18 protein-coding genes are annotated in these 20,208 nt (G+C 65.5%); 9 read left to right on the plus strand and 9 right to left on the minus strand.

Annotated features, from left to right (window positions below):
* Positions 1-2 precede the first annotated feature (2 nt).
* Positions 3-1,196, minus strand: coding sequence for a hypothetical protein (locus T336_RS27385; protein WP_244883941.1), 1,194 nt, complete (start codon positions 1,194-1,196; stop codon positions 3-5).
* A gap of 10 nt (positions 1,197-1,206) precedes the next feature.
* Entirely contained in the window at positions 1,207-1,701 is a 495-nt protein-coding gene (gene pilL2 / locus T336_RS0113485) for a PFGI-1 class ICE element type IV pilus protein PilL2 (RefSeq protein ID WP_026432955.1), read from the minus strand.
* 565 nt (positions 1,702-2,266) lie between these two features.
* On the opposite strand from pilL2, the gene gapS1 reads away from it, so the two are divergent.
* The 6 genes from gapS1 (at position 2,267) to T336_RS26110 (ending at position 8,629) form a co-directional block, all read left to right on the plus strand.
* Positions 2,267-3,880, plus strand: a complete 1,614-nt coding sequence (gapS1, locus tag T336_RS26690; RefSeq protein WP_439822737.1) for a GapS1 family protein — start codon at positions 2,267-2,269, stop codon at positions 3,878-3,880.
* Positions 3,881-4,119: 239 nt separating this feature from the next.
* On the plus strand, positions 4,120-4,674 hold the full coding sequence (locus T336_RS0113490; RefSeq protein ID WP_026432956.1) for a hypothetical protein: 555 nt from the start codon (positions 4,120-4,122) through the stop codon (positions 4,672-4,674).
* An 83-nt stretch (positions 4,675-4,757) separates the two neighbouring features.
* The gene (mobH, locus tag T336_RS0113495; RefSeq protein ID WP_404821587.1) at positions 4,758-7,244 is read left to right on the plus strand and encodes a MobH family relaxase; all 2,487 of its coding nucleotides are present in this window, start codon (positions 4,758-4,760) and stop codon (positions 7,242-7,244) included.
* Between the two features lie 349 nt (positions 7,245-7,593).
* Positions 7,594-7,899, plus strand: coding sequence for a hypothetical protein (locus T336_RS26695; protein ID WP_156957862.1), 306 nt, complete (start codon positions 7,594-7,596; stop codon positions 7,897-7,899).
* Positions 7,900-7,946: 47 nt separating this feature from the next.
* On the plus strand, positions 7,947-8,309 hold the full coding sequence (locus T336_RS0113500; RefSeq protein ID WP_026432958.1) for a hypothetical protein: 363 nt from the start codon (positions 7,947-7,949) through the stop codon (positions 8,307-8,309).
* Positions 8,306-8,629: a hypothetical protein gene (locus tag T336_RS26110; protein WP_026432959.1), complete on the plus strand. Its 324-nt coding sequence runs from the start codon at positions 8,306-8,308 to the stop codon at positions 8,627-8,629. Before T336_RS0113500 ends, T336_RS26110 begins: the two co-directional genes overlap by 4 nt.
* Before the next feature lie 294 nt (positions 8,630-8,923).
* Here T336_RS26110 and T336_RS27510 read toward each other — a convergent pair whose 3' ends face one another.
* Positions 8,924-9,910 carry a DNA-binding protein gene (locus T336_RS27510; RefSeq protein WP_019700249.1) on the minus strand — a complete coding sequence of 329 codons (987 nt, stop codon included), beginning with the start codon at positions 9,908-9,910 and terminating at the stop codon, positions 8,924-8,926.
* 128 nt (positions 9,911-10,038) lie between these two features.
* On the opposite strand from T336_RS27510, the gene T336_RS0113515 reads away from it, so the two are divergent.
* Positions 10,039-11,121, plus strand: a complete 1,083-nt coding sequence (locus tag T336_RS0113515) for a site-specific integrase (RefSeq protein WP_019700248.1) — start codon at positions 10,039-10,041, stop codon at positions 11,119-11,121.
* Positions 11,122-11,141: 20 nt separating this feature from the next.
* Positions 11,142-11,795, plus strand: coding sequence for a phosphohydrolase (locus tag T336_RS0113520; protein WP_026432960.1), 654 nt, complete (start codon positions 11,142-11,144; stop codon positions 11,793-11,795).
* A gap of 16 nt (positions 11,796-11,811) precedes the next feature.
* On the opposite strand, the gene T336_RS0113525 is transcribed toward T336_RS0113520, so the two are convergent.
* From T336_RS0113525 to msuE, 3 genes are read right to left on the minus strand one after another with little or no spacing between them, the layout of a single operon-like run.
* Positions 11,812-12,837: a methionine synthase gene (locus T336_RS0113525; RefSeq protein WP_019700246.1), complete on the minus strand. Its 1,026-nt coding sequence runs from the start codon at positions 12,835-12,837 to the stop codon at positions 11,812-11,814.
* A 43-nt stretch (positions 12,838-12,880) separates the two neighbouring features.
* Entirely contained in the window at positions 12,881-13,864 is a 984-nt protein-coding gene (locus tag T336_RS0113530) for a DUF1852 domain-containing protein (protein ID WP_026432962.1), read from the minus strand.
* Positions 13,865-13,910: 46 nt separating this feature from the next.
* A complete protein-coding gene (gene msuE, locus T336_RS0113535) occupies positions 13,911-14,492 on the minus strand; it encodes an FMN reductase (RefSeq protein ID WP_026432963.1) in 582 nt (193 codons plus the stop codon).
* Positions 14,493-14,592: 100 nt separating this feature from the next.
* Here msuE and T336_RS0113540 point away from each other — a divergent pair, with 100 nt between their 5' ends.
* A complete protein-coding gene (locus T336_RS0113540) occupies positions 14,593-15,477 on the plus strand; it encodes a LysR family transcriptional regulator (RefSeq protein WP_026432964.1) in 885 nt (294 codons plus the stop codon).
* A gap of 12 nt (positions 15,478-15,489) precedes the next feature.
* Here the strand turns inward: T336_RS0113540 and T336_RS0113545 are convergent, their stop codons facing one another.
* The 3 genes from T336_RS0113545 to acnD are packed head-to-tail and all read right to left on the minus strand — an operon-like array spanning position 15,490 to position 20,203.
* A complete protein-coding gene (locus T336_RS0113545; protein ID WP_019700242.1) occupies positions 15,490-16,350 on the minus strand; it encodes an isocitrate lyase/PEP mutase family protein in 861 nt (286 codons plus the stop codon).
* A gap of 19 nt (positions 16,351-16,369) precedes the next feature.
* The gene (prpF, locus tag T336_RS0113550) at positions 16,370-17,560 is read right to left on the minus strand and encodes a 2-methylaconitate cis-trans isomerase PrpF (protein WP_026432965.1); all 1,191 of its coding nucleotides are present in this window, start codon (positions 17,558-17,560) and stop codon (positions 16,370-16,372) included.
* Positions 17,561-20,203 carry a Fe/S-dependent 2-methylisocitrate dehydratase AcnD gene (gene acnD, locus T336_RS0113555; RefSeq protein WP_026432966.1) on the minus strand — a complete coding sequence of 881 codons (2,643 nt, stop codon included), beginning with the start codon at positions 20,201-20,203 and terminating at the stop codon, positions 17,561-17,563. It abuts the gene before it with no gap.
* Between the last annotated feature and the right edge of the window lie 5 nt (positions 20,204-20,208).

A 20,208-nucleotide genomic window follows, 5' to 3' on the forward strand; every position in this document is an offset into this window, starting at 1 on the left:
GGTCATCCGCCCTGGCTCACGTAGAGGGTGAGCCCGGCGCTGCCGGGCGCGGCGAACGTCGCGGATTTCGACACGGGATCCGCGGACTTGAGCGCAAGCCCGTTGACGACATCACCAGGCCGCAGTACGCGGAGTCTTCGATCGCCGGCCAGGCCCGAAGCGACCACCACCGACGGCTCACCATTCCACATGTCCACGGCGACCAGCTGCCCGCCGAGCGGTACAGCGGGCTTGGCCTGGGCCGTCGCCGGCGACTGCGGAGCTTCGGCGACGGCAGGCCTTGCGGCAGCAGCGCGCGTGCTGGCACGCGCAGCACGTTGCGTGGCGGGCCGAGGCTGCGCCACAGCACGCGTCGGGGATGCTGTTGCGACCACGGGCGCGGGCGCCGCGGCCTCCACGGCAGGGCGCGCAGGAGCGCGTACATCTTGCGCCTTCTGCAGGTCAGCCAGCTGCTTGGTCAGGGCCGCCACCAGCGCCTGCGTGGTACGCAACTGCTCCTGAAGTTCGGCGGTCGTTGTGGCCTCGGATGACGGCGATTTCGCCGGCGGCGCGGATGCGGCAGGAGGCGCTGCAACAGATGGGCTTTGCACGAGCTCTTCCGCGGGTGCAGCGCGTTGCTGGCTCTCAGGCCTGGACGCTGCCGGCCTGGGGCCCGTGGTGGGTGCCTCTGCGGGCGGCGGCCCCCCCGAATGACCGAGGTCGATCGCAGCTGGGAGGGCGCGGGGGACGCGCGCTTCAGGGCCCCCCAGGCGTGGATCAAATGCCGGATCGACTTCTACCGAGGTGGGCTCAGGCAGCCCGCCCGAAGGAAGCGATGAGCCCAACAGATCGACGGTCGCCGCGGGCTTCGGGGCCGTCTGCAAGTAGATGAGAAGGCCGATGCCGCACAAGCTCGCGACCAGCAGAGTGCGCATGCCGAGGGTCCGTTTCGCCGTGGCGGCGACCGCCTTCACGGGACGCTCGCTGGCCTTCGAGGACTGCGCTGCTGGGGCAGGTTCTTCCGGGGTGGCCTCGGCGCCAAGTTCCGGATCCGCACGCAGCGAACGGCGTGCATCACCGTGCGCAACGCTGCCTTCGGCATCGTGCAGCCACAAATGATCCGGCGGTGCCATGGGCAGCGCCTCTTCTTGGCGGCGCCGCTCGTCGTCCAGTCGGCGCTGCTCCTGCGTCCGGTCGAAGTCGTCGTTTGCGGTCATCGCTGCCTCCCTACGGCTTTGCGACGGGCGCGGGCGACACGATCGGCTGGAGCTGCCGTGGCGTCGGTCCGTTCACCAACGTGAACCATACGCGGCGTGTCACCGGGTCGGTCTGCCACCGCCAGGCTTTGCCGACGAGGACGTTCAGGATGTCCTGCACGCTGAAGGGGCCGAGCGTGCGCTGAGCCTCGGGCAACGGCAGAGCGAGAAATTGCTGTGCATCGGCCGGAAGGCCCTTCCTGTCCGGCAGTGCATAGCCGGTCCGCAGCAACGTGTACTCAATCGCGTCACCGATCGTCGTCACCTGCTCGCGAGGAAAGGTGATCTGCGCCACGAGCTCCAGCGGCTCGCTCAGGCTCTGCTGAGGTACTGCCTCGGCGGTGGAGTAGCGGCCCAGCATCACGCGCGTGTTGCCGTCCACGAGAGCGGGAGACGAGTGCGTCACGGCGGACTGCAGCAGCAGCATCACGCCGGACGCGAGGCAACGGGTCAGGTGCCGTGTCATGGGTCAGGGCAATTCCTTGGGAATAAAAGAAGCCCGGGCCGCCAATACATGGGGAGGAGAGGGAGGGAGAAGCGGCGGCCCGGGGGATTCGCATTGCGTTTCCAGGGTTGAATCCTCCGCATGCGGACCTGTCCCCTCAATCGAGAACCCTTCTTTGCATGGCGCACGATTTACGCTTGACAACCAGGAGCGGAAATGGCTGGGCGGAAACGAAAGAAACGGTGGCAAGCAGAGGGCTGCTTGCTACGGGGAAAGGCCTCCTACAGGTTAGGGGCCCAATCCAAAGGGCGCGCATGCTCCTCATAGTTGAGGAGCATGCGCAAAGGACTTACTGGTACAGGAGGGCCAAGGGACAAAGGGCTACGGGCTACGGGCTACGGTACAGGCTGCAGAGCCCGCTTCCCCAACATAAAGGAGGTGAACGCGTGCGATAAATCCCGCTTGAATTCCCGGTTTGATAGACGTTGAAGTAGCGTTGCAGATATGATCTGGAGAGAGGGGATCGTCACGGAAGGGCTAGACGCTTTAGTACCTACCCTGAATGGTTTGACGGTCGTAACGCACTATGCTGAATAATAGAAGCACCGGATTATGGCCCAGCCGCCTCCTAGGTCGTATTGAGGGCACAAATACTCGGACGTACGCGGAAGCAGCGAGGTATGTACGAAACCAGCTTCGCCCATTTAGCGCATCATCAATTATAAAAGTCGCGCTGAATAAACTGCATACCTACCGAGAAGACTACCTGACTCATCTGAAATCATGGCCTTGGCTCAGTTGCCTGATTATTAAACTCGTAATTGAAGACGATGCAATAAAGTTGTCGGGGAAAGAGTGTTCGATCAAAGTATTTGACAAGTGCTTGAATGCGCTTTGGGACGCGCAAGCTGGGCGTGACAGACTAACAGCTCAGGGCAATGTCTTTTTGCAAATGAGAGCGATGCTGCCTCCGCAGGTCGTATTCCAACGCTTGGCCAGCTGGGATTTCCTAAGATTCGCCGCATTGATTGATCGATTGGATTCGAGGCATCCAACGCACATCCTATTTAACGAAAAATTTGGGATGGATCCGCACGTATTTATGTGTGTCAGCTTCTGCGTCCTTGCGGGTGTCCTCGAAGGAGTAACGGAATTCTCTAAAAAATATTATGCAGACCTGGATAAATATTTTAACGGAGCAGTAATAAGATTTTTCGCGGATTTCGCGCGGACCTTCGACGAACTGCGCTCCGAACTGCAAAAGGAAAGGGAGCATCGGAAACAAGTCGGGGAGTCGATCCGTCCAGTTTACGAGTACAATGAAGAGCCCTGGTTACAGAGATTTCCGCTTATCAGGCTTGCCGAGGACAGATATATAGTGTGGCATCCGCACGTGTTTTCGCGAGGTCTCGAAAATGCGGTACATCGCCGCTTATCTGATAGTGCTTCTGAGTACTCGCTGAACTTTAGTCGAGTCTTTGAAGCCTACGTGCTCGAGATTTTAGATTCGACGGCGACGGGTTATCTTTCTGAAAGCAACTATAAGAAGATGGCGAGGAGGGATCGTAAGGCCGTAGAAGCGGTAATCACTCAAGGCGGAGTGAACATTCTAGTCGAGGCGAAGCTGACGGCATATTCAGAAATTGTTAACATTAGTGGTGAGTCCGGGAGAGTATGGAGAGGGCTTAAACGTATTTATGAGGCAATGCGGCAAGGCTGGTCGGTATGCTCGATCCTTAAAGAAGAAATACCAGAAAAGGGAGCGTGGGGCGCAGCAAAAGAAAATTTTCTGTTGATTGTGACAAGCCAGTCAATGGAATGCGTAAGTGGCGAACACTTCCGACGCTGGTTTGGTCGTGACGTGTTTGACCAAGAAAGACTACGGAGAGCGAACCAGGCGATTCCAACTGCCGAGCAAATCAGGATGCTTCCTCCAAACCACATCGTTGTTGCGTCAATCGGTGAGTACGAACATCTAATGGAGGCGGTGAGACGCGGAGACGCTCACCTTCCCACAGTTTTTCGTCAAATCGCTGAGCAAGTTTCCGACCCCCAGACCTCATTCATGAACCTCTCACAGTTCCTCGTGAAAAATTTTCCGGAATTTGAAGGGGCGCCGGTAGTGAAGGCTGCGCTACCGGCACTGGAGCTGAATATCTCCGAAGCGCTGGGCAGCGCGGACAACGCGGACAATCTATAAAGCATCTCCGCTGAGTTAGAAATGATCCATCAAAGCGCCGGAAGCTTGCAAGAACTGAATATGGCGACAAACTGAGGCGCTTAGGCGACCAACCCCGGCATCTACAGCGTCTCAACAAAGGAGAATGTGCTCCGCTGGCAGGGCTACCACATTACCATCGATGATTCAAGCGAGAACCGTGAAGCAAGTTCACCGGGTTTACCAGCGACACCGTTAGCACCGCGTCATATCGTCCAAGGATGGACGAGCCCGCACGCCACCCCTCCCTTTTCTCCCAGCACATGCCCGTGCGGCCTTCCGAGGAACCGCCGTACCTGGGGCGCGACGTCATGGATCGCGGCTGCGCCGTGTACGCCATTGTTGATGGGCTGGCCCAGCTGGGCCTTGCCGACAAGGTTGCGGCACTGCTGCACTGGCTCGGACGCTTCGAGGGCTTGGAGAAGCACCTGGAGGAGGAACTTGATCCCACCCTGTGCGTGCGCCAGATCGTCCTCCAGCAGGCTGCAGAAACGCCGCTTGCTGCTCGGCAAGCGGCATCGTCGCGCGATTCGTCGTGGCGCAATATCGTGGCCGCCATCCTGGAGCAACCCTTCGTCCACACCTGCAGCGACTGGAGCGGGCCGGATCTCCGGCCGAGGGTGGTGTGGGATCCACTGGCTCAGCCGTTCCTTGAGTTCCTGGCCGAGGGTCGCGAAGGTGAAGACATGGCGACGTGGATGCCAGAGGACGGCAATCCCGATCGCGCCCGGCGCTCTTCCATCCAGCTGCTGGCGCAGGGTCAAGGCACGCTGTGAAATCCGTCGCAGCGCGACTTCTACGCCTCCTGCCATGGAGTAGGGCGGTTGCTGCCACATCGGCCAATGCAGGGGCCGGGGCCGTGGTGACCTCTTCCGGCCAACCGCCAGCAGGCGATGGCAGTGCGGCGCCGACCTTTCCGCTGGTGGCAGGCAGCCAACCGGGCTGGCTGCGAGTGCTCGACGCCGAGCAGCTGCTCACCACAGTGCAGGCGTCGCGGGCCATCCAAGAGATCTGGCGCAAGTCGAACCAATCGCGTGAAACGTGGGAGCGGGATCTGCTGCCAGCCATTCATCGCTATGCCGAGTTCGTTCAGCTGATGCCCGCTTCCGAGGCCCATCACCACGCGCACGCTGGCGGCTTGCTGTCGCACACCATCGAGATGCTGCTGGCCGCGATGACCTGGCGCAATGCTCATCTGCTGCCCGGAGGAAGTGAGATCGAGGAGGTGGACGCACAGCGCGACCAGTGGACCTACGTTGTGTTCTTCGCCGCGCTGCTGCACGACATCGCGAAGCCCATGACGGACCTGCGCATCCAATGGCGATGCGACGGCATGGCGGACTCGATCCGCTGGGCTGCAACGGGCGGTAGCCTGGTCCAGATCGCCGGACGGCGCCCGGCCGCCGAGTACCTGGTGGACTTCGCTCCAAAAAGCCAGCGTGACTACAGCGCGCACGGTCGCCTGGCGCTGCTGCTGCTCCCACGCATCGCACCTGAATCAGCCCTGCAGTTTCTCGCCTACACGCCGGCGGCCCTGGATGCTCTGGAGAAGTACCTGAGCGGCCAGGACAAGGACAGCCTCGTCGCACAGATCGTCAAGCGGGCCGACAAGCTCTCCACGCAACGGGCTCTCCTGAGCGGCCACAAGGCGCGGTTCTCAACGGCGAAGGCCGTTCCTTTGATCGATCTGCTGATGCAGGCCATGGCGTCGATGCTGCGTTCTGGATCCACGCTCCCGCTCAATCGCAGCGGCGCGGCGGGCTGGGTCTACGACGGCGCCATCTGGTTCGTGGCCAAGCGACTGGCCGACGCGGTGCGCGAGTGGATCAAGACGCACGAACCGGACGAGGCCGTGCCCGGAGAGACCAAGAACGACCGGCTCTTCGACACCTGGCAGGAGTACGGCGCCATCGAGCTCAACCCGGCGACGGGACAGGCGATCTGGTATGTGACCGTGCATGGCAACGCGGAGGAGGGCAGCGAGGCCTCGGAGCAGGGCGGCTACGTGCACGAGCTCGCGATGCTGCGGTTCCCGCTGGCCAAGCTTTTCCCCGATGCAGGCAAGTACCCTGCACCAATGCGCGGACATCTGCAGTTGCGCGAGAAGCGCAAAGCTGAAGCATCGGATGGGGACCCACCAGGCAAGCCTGCTGCATCTGAACCCAAAGGCGCGCCGACTGCGCCATCGCAAGGCCCATCCGAAGCTGCCGCAGATCCGGCGAACGCGCCCCTACAGCAGCCTCCAGCTGCTGCAGCGCCGAAGACTGATGGGAGGTCCGCGAAGCTTGCCGCAGCGATGCGCGAGCCTGCCTTCAACAAGCCCAAGCCAGCCAAGCCTGCCGCAAATGCGAGTCGGCCTGGTGAAGCTGATCCACCGCCCGTGTCGCGGCCAGCTGCTCCGACGCCTGGAGCAACGCAATCGGCGAACGAGGCCAAACCGAGGGGAGGGAGGGCGCCAGCACCTGCAGAGCCTGCAGCAACTGTGCGCGCACCCGAGGATGCGCCAGTTCTCAGGCAAGCAAGGCCCGCGGCCATTGAGCCCGACGAGGCGGCATACCTGGTCGACGCCTCGGATTTTCTCGACCCGATGGAATCTGCGGCAGCGCTGAAGCGTCAGAAAGGCGCACGACCTGCGTTGTCACCGCCTTCTCCAACATTGGGCACGACGCCAAGCCTACCTCGCGAGGATGGCGCAGGCATGCCCGCGCCTGAGCCAAAGGGGCGGCCGGCGGCGCCGGCGACGAAGGCGTCCGTCCCGGACGCCGCGAGCTCCAAAAACGCTTCGCTGCCAAGGCGCGAGAGCGTGAGCGCCGAGTTTCGTCGCATGGCCGATGAACTGGAGGATCTGCCGGAGATCATGCCCCGCAGCGCGCCATCCACTTCATCGACCTCGCCTGCGGCACCAGAGCCAGTGCTGTTGGCGCAGAAGCTCCCGAGCCTTGCGCGGGAGAGCGACAAGCCCGTGGCCGAGCCCAGCGAACTCGCAGTGTCCTTTCTGCGGTGGATCCAGCAGAGCTTGGTGTCACGCGAGCTGAAATACAACGAGCCAGGCGCGGCGGTGCATTTCGTGGAGCAAGGCATGGCACTGGTGTCTCCGCTGATCTTCAGGATGTATGCACGAGAGACGGTGGGCGAGGACCAGGCCCAGGAGCTCGGCGCGCGCGTGCAGCGCGAGGTCATCAAGTGCGGCTGGCACATGCCTGGGCCCAACCGCACGAACATCGTCCGCTTCGCGATCCACAGCCGCGGCGGCGTGGCCGGGCACCTGTCTTGTGTCGTCTTGGTCGATCCCTCCCGCTGGGTGCAGCCGGTGCCGCCGAGCAACCCCGTTCTCAAGGTCGTTTAGTCGAGGAGGAGATCGAATATGGACCAGAAATCAAACAGGTCGGCACCGGTTGTTCTGCGCGTCAACGCCGCAGCACGGATGCGCCATCAGCAACGTATAGGCGATCGCGCGCTTCGGCCTCGCCGAAGATTTGCCATTCGAATTGTGTTGTTTTTCCTGGTCATCGCATGCACCGTCCAGATGTTCGCCTACCTGTGGCAGCAGGAGATGCGCTCCATCCGCGAGGAGCGTCGTCAGCTCGAGTGTCAGGTGGCTACGGTACGTCCCTCAGCTGGAGCGAGTTCCGCGGCTTCAGCCGCCACGGCGAAGGAGGTTCCGGATTGGTGTCTTCACAGGGGAAGGTTTGAACATGCAGCAGCAATTCGATAGAGATGCGTGGCGGGCGCAATGCCGTGCCATGGCGGAGTCGGCAAATGTCGGCTGCGGACTCGTCTATGAGGTTTTCGAGCAGCGGCTGTGCGCGTCGATCGAACATGCATTGCGCGCTGTACCACAAGCGGATCGAGACGAGGCCGTAACGCTCGCCCGTGCCTATGGCTACATCACCTCGGAAGAGGCCGCTGCCTCATCGACGGATTCTGTGGGTGGCAACGACTATTGCCATCACGGCATTCCGCCTAAGTGGTGTCCGGTCGGCTGCGGCGACGTCGAGTGAAGGTGGCGCACAAGACATTGACCGGACGTATGAAAGAAGCAAACGCAATGGTAGCGCTCGACAACCCGATCGGCGTAATTAACAGCCTGCAGGCGCAGATCGAGGACCTCGAAGGCCGGTTGGGCTGCGCGAACGCGGCGGCCGGTGATCGCAATGCCAAGAACCTCGCTGACGGCATCCGGAGGTTACGCCTGCACGGCGTGATCACGCTATACGTCGGGCCCATGGACCAGGCTGCCCTGCAGGCCGAGGTCGAGTCAACGTCGCCCGAGCTTTCGGCCATTCTCGACCAGGTCTGGATGCTGTCGGCGGCGCCGGTGGCGCGCGAGGTGAGGAACTCGCTGGCTATAGCAGCCGGCAATGGAATGTCGCGCTGGGCGACGCGCGATCAAAAGGATGCCACGCGATGAGTGCTGCTGATGACCATGGGCCGACTGGATTCGATGAGACGTTGTGGGCGCACCGGTGCGCGGAGCTCGCTGCGCGCGCTCGCGGCCGCAGCGGAGCCGTGTGGGAGCTGTACGTGCGCAATTTGAGCGCGGACGTTGATGAAGTGATGCCGACGGTGCCTGCGGCAGCACGCCAGCGAGCCGCCGAGATCGCACGGGATTTCGGGTACGAAACGCGCGAGGTGCTCGCTGCGGAGGCACCGCATCCTGGCCGGTGCGCCCATTTCCTGCCGTTCGATTCGTGCCCGCTGGGTTGCGGATCGGTTGAGGAGCACGAGTGATTGCGGCGGATGTTGCTTGTAGTTTTGTAGCGCGCGATCGTGGCGCTGGGCCTGCGTCGGCTCGACACCACAAGTCCTAGAGTTGACACTCCACGCAAACGTACTTAGAGTCCGCAGCGTGCGTCAACGGAGTTCCAGGGATCGACCACACACCGTGTAAGCAGACGTTTCGAGGGCCGGCAGCGGCCTTCTTCAAAACTTCTGTTAGTAGACACGATGTATATTATGTCAAATAGCAAATGTTGAACGAGGACGAGGCCGGGCCGTTGCGCCCGGCTCGCCTTCCAGGCCTCCTCACTCTTTCGCCTTCCTGACCCTGGCCGAGATCGCTTTCCTTTTTGGCGGGCTGGCCGGCAACCTGTCCCTCAACTCGCTCAGCATGGCCAGCATCTCGCTGCTGCGGTCGTCGAGCTTGAGTTGGAGTTGCCGGGCTTCATCCCGGACCGCCTGCAGGTCCTCCGCCAGCTTGGCGTTGTCGGCGTGCAGCGTGCCGACCTGGGCTTCGAGTGCCCGCGCCCGGTCCTGGGCATCGGAGAGCGCCTTGGCGGATTTCTTCTGCTCGGCTTCCAACTGGAGCGCCAGCCGCCGGGATTCCTGGCGGGCCCGGTCCACCTCGGCGTGGAGCCGGCGTTCCTGTGCCTGGGCCCGTTCTTCGAGGCGGGCACGTTCGGCCTGGTGGTCTGCGTCCCGGGCTTCCTGGCGTTTCCGGTCCGCGTCCGCGGCCTTGCGCAGCTGCGTGTTGTCGGAACGGGCCGAGTCCAGCTGCTGCTGGCAGGCCAGGAGTTGCTGCTGCAGTTCCTGGGCTTGCCGTGCTGCTTCGGCGATCTGGCCATCGCGGGCCTGCAGGGCGACCACGTAGGCTTCTCCACGGTCGTCCAGGCGTTGCTTTTCCCGCGCCAGCTCGTCCTCGACCAGGCGCAGGGCTTCTGCCTGTGCATCCAGTCCGGCGCGGGACTGGGCGAGACGGGCGGCCGCCGATTCGTCCGCCTGCTGCAACGCCCGGGCCCACAGCGTTTTCGCCGCCCGGACAACGGGTGCGGGCAAGGCCTCCTCGGCGTCTTCCGCAAGGTTCGAGGTGTCTGCCGGCGCCTGCAACCGCCTGGCCAGCGTCGCGTACCAGCTATCGAGCATGGGCCCCACCGTGTTCGGCGAACCCCTGCCCAACTGGTGCCGCACCCTTTCGACGGTGGGACGCTCGCCCAGTGCGAGCACCGCATCGGCAGCGGCCCAGACCTCTTCCATCTGCACGCCGCGCGGCCCTCTCAGCATTTTGGCTGCCATGGTCCTCTCCCCTTCTTTAAATTACCCACGATAAGAGGTTCTTTTATCGAGACTGATGTGGCATACAATGTATAAAACAATACATTGTATGTATGAAAAAACGCAAATCACCGGATCCTGGCTTGCCGATGGCCCTGCCCAGTCCGGGAAACCTGCCCGCGCTGCAGCCGGAAATGCTGTCCGACGCCACCGCGCAGGCCGTCGATGAGCTGATGCGCGAAGGCGAGTCGGCCAACACCCTGGCGAGTTACCGCTCTGCCCTGCGGTACTGGGCGGCCTGGTTCAACCTGCGTTACGGGCAGCCGATCACGCTTCCCGTGCCGCCGGCCGCGGTGCTGCAATTCATCGTGGACCACGCCCAGCGCAGCTCGGCCGACGGGCTGCTCCACGAGCTGCCGCCCGCGATCGATGCGGTCCTGGTGCAGGCCCGGTTCAAGGGCAAGCCGGGCCCCATGGCCCTCAACACGCTGGTGCACCGGATCGCGGTGCTCTCGAAGACCCACCAGCTCAAGGACGCCGAGAATCCCTGCCAGGACGCGAAAGTCCGCGACCTGCTGGCCAAGACACGCCGGGCCTACGGCAAGCGCGGCGACCTGCCCAGGAAAAAGGACGCGCTGACGAAGGACCCGCTGATGGCCATGCTGGAAACCTGCGACCCGTCAACGCTCAAGGGCCTGCGGGACCGTGCCCTGCTCCTTTTCGCGTTCGCCAGCGGCGGGCGGCGCCGTTCGGAAGTCGCCGGCGCCGACATGAAGCACCTGCGGCGCCATGGGGTGTCGTCGTTCACGTTCGTGCTGGCCCATTCCAAGACCAACCAGCACGCGGCCGACCGGCCGGAAAACTACAAACCCATCGAAGGCATGGCCGGGGAAGCCCTGCAGGCCTGGCTGGAGGCCGCGCGCATCACGGAGGGGCCGGTGTTCCGGCGGGTCCTGAAGGGCGGCAAGCTGGCCGATGCGCTGTCGCCTGCCGCGGTGCGCGACATCGTCAAGGAGCGTGCGCGGGCCGCCGGGCTGTCCGAAGACTACTCCGCGCATTCGCTGCGCTCGGGGTTCGTCACCGAGGCGGCCTCCCAGAACGTGCCCCTGGCCGATACGATGGCCATGACGGGACACCGCAGCGTAGCGACCGTCATGGGGTATTTCCGCTCGACCGGATCGAGCCAGGCGGCCCGGCTGCTCGACCCCAAGGCGCCGCACGGCCGCTCCTGAGTGCCCCGCACAATGCACGCATGAATTCCGGCTCCCTGCTCCCCCGCGCCTGGATGCGGCTTCCCTCCGGCGCGCACCTCGACCTGATCGATCCGGACCCTGGCGCGTGGACCGATGGGGACCTGGCGGCGCGGCTGTCGCGCACGGCGCGCTGGGGCGGCGAGTCGGCGTGGCCGCTGCCGCTGTCGGTCGCGCAGCATTCGCTGCTGGTGCTGGAGCTCCGGCGGGCCGCCGCCCCGGCGCCGCTGAGCGCCGGGGAAGAACTGCAGGAAATCCTGCACGACGCGGAAGAAGGTTTCCTGGGGTTCGATTGCATCTCGCCGTTGAAGGCCGTGCTGGGCGAACCCTTCCGCGCCGTGGCGGACCGGCTCATGCAGGCAGTCGCGCAGCGCTACGGATTGCCGGACTGGACGCCGGAGGGCCACCGGCTGCACAAGGCGGCGGATCTGGCCGCCGCAGCCAGCGAAGCCGTGCACTGCGTGGGCTGGACGCACGAAGAGGTGCGCGACATCCTGCGCATCGATGCGCCCGTGATGGGCACGGACCCGCTGGCGGCCCGGTACGGCGACACCCCGTGGGAGCCCTGGCCGCTCGACGTGGCGGCCGAGCGCTTCCATGCCGCGCTGCAGGATGCCCTGGCCCGGCGCAATGCACAGCGGGCAGGCGCCTGCTGAGAGCATCCACGGGGCGTCACGCCGCGGCCAGCCGCTCCTTCGCCAGCTTCGTGCCTTCCGCCAGCGCCTGCAGCTTGCGCCACGCCACGTCGCGCCCCATCGGCGCCAGCCCGCAATTCGTGCAGGGGAACAGCCGCTCCTTCGGCACGAACTCGAGGGCGCGGCCGATGGTGTCGGCCACCTCCTCGGGGGTCTCGACCACGTCGCTGGCCACGTCGATCACGCCGACCATCACGTCCTTGCCGGCCAGCAGCCGCATCAGGTCGGGCGGCACGTGGGAATGGATGCATTCCAGGCTCACCTGGTCGATGCGGCTTTTGGCCAGCGCGGGGAACACCGTCTCGTACTGGCGCCATTCATCGCCCAGGGTGCTCTTCCAGTCGGTGTTGGCTTTGATGCCGTAGCCGTAACAGATGTGCACGGCCGTCGTGCAGGTCAGGCCCTGCGCCGCGCGTTCGAGCGCCTGCACGCCCCAGTCGGCGGCATCCTTCATGTAGACATTGAAGGCCGGCTCGTCGAACTGGATGATGTCCACGCCATCGGCCTGCAGGGCGAGCGCTTCCTGGTTGAGCAGTTCCGCGAACGCGAAGGCCATCTTCACCTTGTCGCCATAGAAGCGGTCCGCCACCGTATCGACGATGGTCATCGGCCCCGGCAGGGTGAATTTCAGCTTCTTTTTCGTGTGGGCGCGCGCCAGCTGCGCCTCGAAGGCATGCACGCGGCCCTTCAGGCGCAGGCTGGAGACCACCTGCGGCACCATCGCGTCGTAGCGGTTGTCGCGGATGCCCATCTTCACCTTGTGCTCGAAGTCGATGCCCTCGACCTGCTCGAGGAAGCCGTGCACAAAGTGCTGGCGCGATTGCTCGCCGTCGCACACGATGTCCAGGCCTGCGTCTTCCTGGGCCTTGATCCACAGCAGGGTCGCGTCGGCCTTGGCCTGGCGCAGCGCCTCGCCCTCGGCCCTCCACTGGGGCCAGAGCTTGTGGGTTTCGGCCAGCCAGGCGGGCTTGGGCAGGCTGCCGGCAATCGAGGTTTCGAACATCGGGGGGATTCCTTTCAAATAAAGAGAATGGCAAGGGCGGCGTTCAGAGGGGGCAGGCTGCCGCCCACCGGTCCAGCACGTTCCGGTACGGCTTGATGAAATGCTCCTCCGCGAACTTCCCCTGCTTGGCGGCCAGTTGGCTGCGCTCGACCCGGTCATACACGATCTGCGTCAGCGAGTAGTCCTGGTTGTTCAGGCTCGGTCGGTAGATCGCCCCGGCGGCCGAGTTGGCGTTGTAGATCTCCGGGCGGTAGATCTTCTGGAAGGTATCCATGGTGCTGATGGTGCCGATCAGTTCCAGGTCCGTGTAGTCGTTCGGCAGGTCGCCGTGGAAATAGAACGCCAGCGGTGCCACGCTGCCCGGTGGCATGAAGAAGCGGACCTGCATGCCCATCTTGGCGAAGTACCGGTCGGTCGAAGACAGCGCGTCCTGCTGGTACTCCACGCCCAGCACGGGATGCCGGTTGCCGGTACGGCGGTAGGTTCTGCTGGTCGATACGCTGATGCAGATGACGGGCGGCTTGGTGAAGTGCCCGCGGTAGGTCTCCGAGCGGGCGAACTGCTTGAACAGCTTCCCGTGCAGGTCCCCGAAGTCGTCCGGGGTGCCGAACTCGGCACGGCCGGCGTTGTAGTCCGGCAGCAGGACGCTGAAGTCGTAATCACGGACGTACGAGGAAAAATTGTTTCCCGCGATGCCCTCGATGCGCCGGTTCGCCTGCTTGTCCAGGATGCTGGTCTTCAGGATCTCGATCAACGGGAACGTGCAGTTGTTGCCGGTGGCACCGATGCGCATCTCGACGGAGATGATCTCCAGTGCGACGGCGTAGCGATCGCCCGTCGGGTTGTCCCAATGCGCGAGGTCATTGAAGCGGTTGTCGATCATCCTCAACGTGTTGCGCAGGTTCTGCCGCCGGTTCGCTCCCCGGGCCAGGTTGGCGAAGTTGGTGGTGATGCGCGTGCTGTCCGATGGCTGGTAATCCTCATCGAAACAGATGCTCTTGAGCGTGAATTGGAGTTCCTGGTGCATCGCGGTTCCAGTGGACAGGTTCCTGGGGGATGGGTGGGTTCGTGCTTCAGGCCGCGGCCAGTGCTTCGGCCGCGAGGGGCCTGGCCGCGCGCGCCCACTCCAGCAACGGCAATGCCCTTTCGACGGCCAGCCGGGCCCGCGCGATCAGGGCTTCGTCGCGCAGCCGGTAGTCCACGACATCCTTGTCGGTCGCATAGACGCCGAGCGGCAACGTGCGCGCCTGGAAGAAGCTGAACAGCGGCCGCAACTGGTGGTCGATCACCAGCGCATGGCGTTCGCTGCCGCCGGTGGCGGCCAGCAGGACCGGCTTGTCGATCAGGGCGTCCTGGTGGATGAAGTCGAAGAAGTGCTTGAACAGGCCGCTGTAGGCGCCGCGGTACACCGGTGTCGCCACCACCAGGGCATCGGCCTGCTCCACGGCCGCGAGCTCCCGCTCCACCGCATCGGGCAGTTCGGACCGGCGGACTGCGCCTGCGAACTGCGGCGCGAGCCGGCCCAGCTCGACCAGATGCTGTTCACACGGCACCGCATGGGCGATCAGGTCCATCAGGTGCTCTGCCAGCGTGGCCGTCCTGGAGGGGGATTGCAGTCCGCCGGAGACTGCTGCCAGGCGAAGTGGGCGTGTCATGTTGTCCTTCCTGTGAATGCTTCGAGGAGGGATGCTAGGGATCTCCATCAATGAAGTAAAATGGTTTTATTTCAACAATCCATGAATAAGGCTCATTGAAATGCTGGAGCGCATCCACCTCAGCATCGTCCAGCAGGTCGAGAAGCAAGGCTCGTTGACGGCGGCCGCAGGCGTGCTGAACCTCACCCAGTCGGCCTTGAGCCACAGCATGAAGAAGCTCGAGCAGCAGCTGGGCACCGACATCTGGCTGCGCGAAGGCCGCAGCCTGCGCCTGACGCAGGCGGGCCAGTACCTGCTGGCGGTGGCCAACCGGGTGCTGCCGCAACTCCATCTCGCCGAAGAGCGGCTGGGGCAGTTCGCGCAGGGCGAGCGCGGCGCGCTGCGGATCGGCATGGAATGCCATCCCTGCTACCAGTGGCTGCTCAAGGTGGTTTCGCCCTACCTGGCCGCGTGGCCGGACGTCGATGTGGACGTCAAGCAGAAGTTCCAGTTCGGCGGGATCGGCGCCCTCTTCGGATACGAGATCGACCTGCTGGTCACTCCCGATCCGCTGTACAAGCCCGGGCTGAAGTTCGAGCCCGTGTTCGACTATGAGCAGGTGCTGGTCGTGGCACGGGGCCATGCCCTGGCTTCGGCGGCCTGGGTGAAACCGCAGCAACTGACCGGGGAAGTGCTCATCAGCTACCCCGTGGACATCGAGCGCCTGGACATCTACAACCAGTTCCTGCTGCCGGCCGGTGTCACGCCCCGGCGCCACAAGGCCATCGAAACCACCGACATCATGCTGCAGATGGTGGCCAGCGGCCGCGGCGTGGCCGCCCTGCCGCGCTGGCTGGTCGAGGAATACGCGGCCAGGATGGACGTGGTGCCCGTGCGGCTGGGCGCGCGCGGCATCGCCAAGCAGATCTTCCTGGGCGCGCGCGAGGCGGATACCGCCATCGACTACGTGCGGGCCTTCATCGAGCTGGCACGGGGAGGCCGCTGAAGCGGGGGGCGTTCAGGTGTAGCGCTTTTCCAGCGCGTCCCATGCGGGCTTGCCGACCAGGCGCTGGCGCTCCTCGAAGGGCGTCACCAGGCCGCCGGATTCCTGCACTTCCCTGTCGTCGCGCAGCACCGTCAGGGCCTTCTGCATGCCCGCCACAGCGCCCTGCAGGGCCGCGTTGGCGTACAGGACGATGCCGAAGCCCATGGCGCCCAGTTGCTCGGCGTTGAAGATCGGCGTCCTGCCGCCGATCACCATGTTCATCAGTTGCGGCCTGGCCAGGCGCTGCGGCAGCGCGCGCACCTCCTCGGCCCGTGTCACGGCTTCGACGAACAGGATGTCCGCGCCCGCCTCGGCAAAGTGCTGCGCGCGCTCCACGGCGGCCTCGAAGCCGTGCGTGGCGGCGGCGTCGGTGCGGGCCATGATGAGCAGGTCGGGATCGCGGCGCGCATCGACGGCGGCCTTGATCTTGCCGACGGCCTCGTCGAGCGCGATGACTTCCTTGCCCGAGAAGTGGCCGCAGCGCTTGGGTGCGACCTGGTCCTCGAGCTGGATGCAGTCCGCGCCCGCGCGCTCCAGCGTGCGCACGGTGTGCACCACGTTCAGCGCGTTGCCGAAGCCCGTGTCCGCATCGACGAGCAGCGGCACGTCCACCGCGTCGCGGATGCGGGCCGTGTGGTCCGCGATCTCGGCCAGGCCCATGAAGCCCTGGTCTGGCATGCCGAACCACATGTTGGTCACGCCGGCGCCGGTGACGTAGATCGCCTGGAAGCCCAGGTCGGCGATCACCCTGGCGGACAGCGCGTTGAAGGCGCCGGGCACGATGAGGCCGCTGCGGGCCTCGGCGAGTTGCTTGAGTCGTTTGCGGGTGGACATGCGCCGTAGCCTCCGTGATTCAAAAAGCATCGCCGGGCACGCGCACCCAGCCTTCCATGAGTACGCGGGCGCTTCGGCCCATGAGCGCCCTGGCCACGGTCCACCGGCCGTTCTCCTGCCGGGCCTCGGCGCCCACGCGGAGCACGCCCGAGGGATGGCCGAAGCGGACTGCATCGCGCGTGCCTCCACCGGCGGCGCGGTGGACGACCGTGCCGGACACGGCCGCCGCCACGCCGAGGGCCACGGCCGCGGTGCCCATCATGGCGTGGTGCAGCCGGCCCATGGAGAGGGCACGCGCCAGCAGATCGATGTCCGCCGCCTCCACGGCCTTGCCGCTGGACGCCACGTAGCCCGCGGGCGGCGCGACGAATGCGATCTTGGGCGTGTGCTGGCGCCGGGCCGCCTCGGCCACGTCCCGGATGAGGCCCATCTTCACGGCGCCCCAGGCGCGGATGGCCTCGAAGCGCGCCAGAGCGGCCGGGTCCTCGTTGATGTCCCCCTGCAGTTCGGTGCCGGTGCAGCCGATGTCGCGCGCGTCCAGGAAGATCGTGGGAATGCCGGCGTTGATGAGCGTGGCGCGGAAGCTGCCGACACCCGGCACCTCCAGGACATCCACCACGTTGCCGGTCGGGAACATCGCCCCGCCGCCCTCCCCGCCTTCCTCCGCCGGGTCCAGGAATTCGAGCGCCACTTCCGCCGCCGGAAAAGCCACACCGTCGAGCATGAAGTCGCCCGTCTCCTGCACCTGGCCGCCGGCGATGGGCACGTGCGCCACGATCGTCTTGCCGATGTTGGCCTGCCAGATGCGCACGGTGCAGGTCCCGTTGGCCGGAATGCGCTCCGGGGCGACCAGCCCGCCCGCGATGGCGAAGGGCCCGACGGCAGCCGACAGGTTGCCGCAATTGCCGCTCCAGTCCACGAAGGCGCTGTCGATGGCCACCTGCCCGAACAGGTAGTCCACGTCATGGCCGGGCCGGGCCGAGGGTGAGAGGATCACCACCTTGGACGTGGACGAGGTGGCCCCGCCCATGCCGTCGATCTGCTTGCCGTAAGGGTCCGGGCTGCCGATCACGCGCAGCAGCAGCGCGTCGCGCGCGGCGCAGGGCTGCCGCGCGGATTCAGGCAGGTCCTGCAGGCGGAAGAACACGCCCTTGCTGGTTCCCCCGCGCATGTAGGTGGCCGCAATCCTGGTCTGCGGTGCGAAAGTCATTCATGCTCCTGTGCCGTGGCTGGCGAGAAAGTCCTGGGCGAAGCGCTGCAGCACGCCGCCCGCTTCATAGACCGAAACCTCCTCGGCCGTGTCCAGGCGGCAGGTCACGGGCACCTGCAGCGTGTCGCCGTTCCTGCGGTGGATGGCCAGCACGAGGTCGGCACGCGGGGTGCGTTCGCCGGCCACGTCGTAGGTCTCGGTGCCGTCCAGGCCCAGCGTGCGGCGGTTCACGCCCGGCTTGAATTCCAGCGGCAGCACGCCCATGCCGATCAGGTTGGTGCGGTGGATGCGCTCGAAGCCCTCCGCCACCACCGCCTCCACGCCCGCCAGGCGCACGCCCTTGGCCGCCCAGTCGCGGCTGGAGCCCTGGCCATAGTCGGCGCCGGCGATGACGATCAGCGGCTGGCGGCGTTCCAGGTAGGTCTCCATGGCTTCCCACATGCGCACCACCCTGCCCTCGGGCTCGATGCGCGCCAGCGAACCCCTGCGGACCGCGCCGTCCACCACGGCCATCTCGTTGACGAGCTGCGGGTTGGCGAAGGTCGCGCGCATGGCCGTGAGGTGGTCGCCGCGGTGCGTGGCATAGGAGTTGAAGTCCTCTTCCGGCAGGCCCATCTTCGCCAGGTATTCGCCCGCCGCGCTGTCCGGCAGGATGGCATTCGATGGCGACAGGTGGTCGGTGGTGATGTTGTCGGGCAGCAGCGCCAGCGGCCGCATGCCCCGGAGCGTGCGCGGAAAGGCGGCCAGGGCGCCCACGCCCTCCGTATCCCAGTACGGCGGGCGGCGGATGTAGGTGGACATGGGGCGCCAATCGTACTGCGGCGCCACGCGTCCGCCGTCCTGGCCATGCAGGGCGAACATCGGCTCGTACACGGCGCGGTACTGCGAAGGCTTGACGGCGGCCCGCACCACGGCGTCGATTTCCTCGTCGGCCGGCCAGAGGTCCGCCAGGCGGATTTCCCGGCCCTGCACTACGGCGAACACGTCCCGCTCGATGTCGAAGCGCACCGTGCCCGCGATGGCGTAGGCCACCACCAGCGGTGGCGAGGCGAGGAAGGCCTGCTTCGCATAGGGGTGGATGCGGCCGTCGAAGTTGCGGTTGCCCGAGAGCACGGCCGTGGCGTAGAGGTCGCGGTCGATGATCTCCTGCTGGATCTTCGGGTCGAGTGCGCCGCTCATGCCGTTGCAGGTGGTGCAGGCGAACGCGACGATGCCGAAGCCCAGCGCCTCCAGGTCGCCCAGCAGCCCGGCTTCCTGCAGGTACAGCTCCACGGCTTTCGATCCGGGCGCGAGCGAGGTCTTGACCCAGGGCTTGCGCGCCAGGCCCAGGCGGTTGGCATTGCGCGCCAGCAGCGCCGCGGCGATCACGTTGCGCGGGTTGCTGGTGTTCGTGCAGCTGGTGATGGCGGCGATGATGACGGCACCGTCGGGCATCAGTCCCTGCGCCTCCTGCGCACGGGCCGCCTGCAGCTGCGGCGCGCCGGCGATGCCGCGCTCCGCCAGCGCGGACGTGGGCAGGCGGCGGTGCGGCTGCGAGGGGCCGGCCATGTTGCGCACGACCGTCGACAGGTCGAACTCCAGCACCCGGTCATGGCGCGCGCCCCGCAGGCTGTCGGCCCAGAGCCCGGCTGCCCGGGCGTAGGCTTCGACCCGCCGGACGTGATGCGCATCGCGGCCGGTGAGCCGCAGGTAGTCCAGCGTCTGCGCGTCGATGGCGAACAGCGCGGCGGTGGCACCGTACTCGGGGCACATGTTCGAGATGGTGGCGCGGTCGCCGATCGACAGGCTCTCGGCCCCTTCGCCGTGGAACTCGACGTAGGCCCCCACTACCTTGCCGTTGCGCAGGAACTCGGTCAGCGCGAGCACGATGTCGGTGGCGGTGATGCCCGGCGCGCGCCTGCCCGAGAGCGCCACGCCCACGATCTCGGGCAGGCGCATCCACGAGGCGCGGCCCAGCATCACGTTCTCGGCCTCCAGGCCGCCCACGCCGACGGCGATCACGCCCAGCGCATCCACGTGCGGCGTGTGGCTGTCGGTGCCGACACAGGTGTCGGGGAAGGCCACCCGCCCTTTCCCATCCTCCTGCACGCAGACCACCGGGGACATCCTCTCCAGATTGATCTGGTGCATGATCCCGTTGCCCGCGGGGATGACCTCGACGTTGGAGAACGCCTTCTTCGTCCACTCGATGAAATGGAAACGGTCCTCGTTGCGGCGGTCTTCGATCTCGCGGTTCTTGCGGAAGGCGTCGGGGTCGGAGCCGCCGCACTCCACCGCCAGCGAGTGGTCCACGATCAACTGCACCGGCACGACCGGGTTCACCGCCGCCGGGTCGCCGCCCTGCTCCGCGATGGCGTCGCGCAGGCCGGCCAGGTCCACCAGCGCGGTCTGGCCCAGGATGTCGTGGCACACCACACGCGCCGGATACCAGGGGAAGTCGGTGTCGCGCCTGCGCTCGATCAGCTGGCGCAGGTAGCCTTCGAGCCGGGCCGGATCGGCGCGGCGCACGAGGTTCTCGGCATGCACGCGTGCGGTATAGGGCAGGCTGTTCCAGGCGCCCGGCCGGAGGGCATCGACGGCTTCGCGCGCATCGAAGTATTCCAGGTCCGTGCCCGGCAAGGGCTTGCGATGGGCTGTGTTCATCATGG

The organism is Paracidovorax oryzae ATCC 19882 (assembly GCF_000687165.1).
GTDB lineage: Bacteria > Pseudomonadota > Gammaproteobacteria > Burkholderiales > Burkholderiaceae_C > Paracidovorax > Paracidovorax oryzae.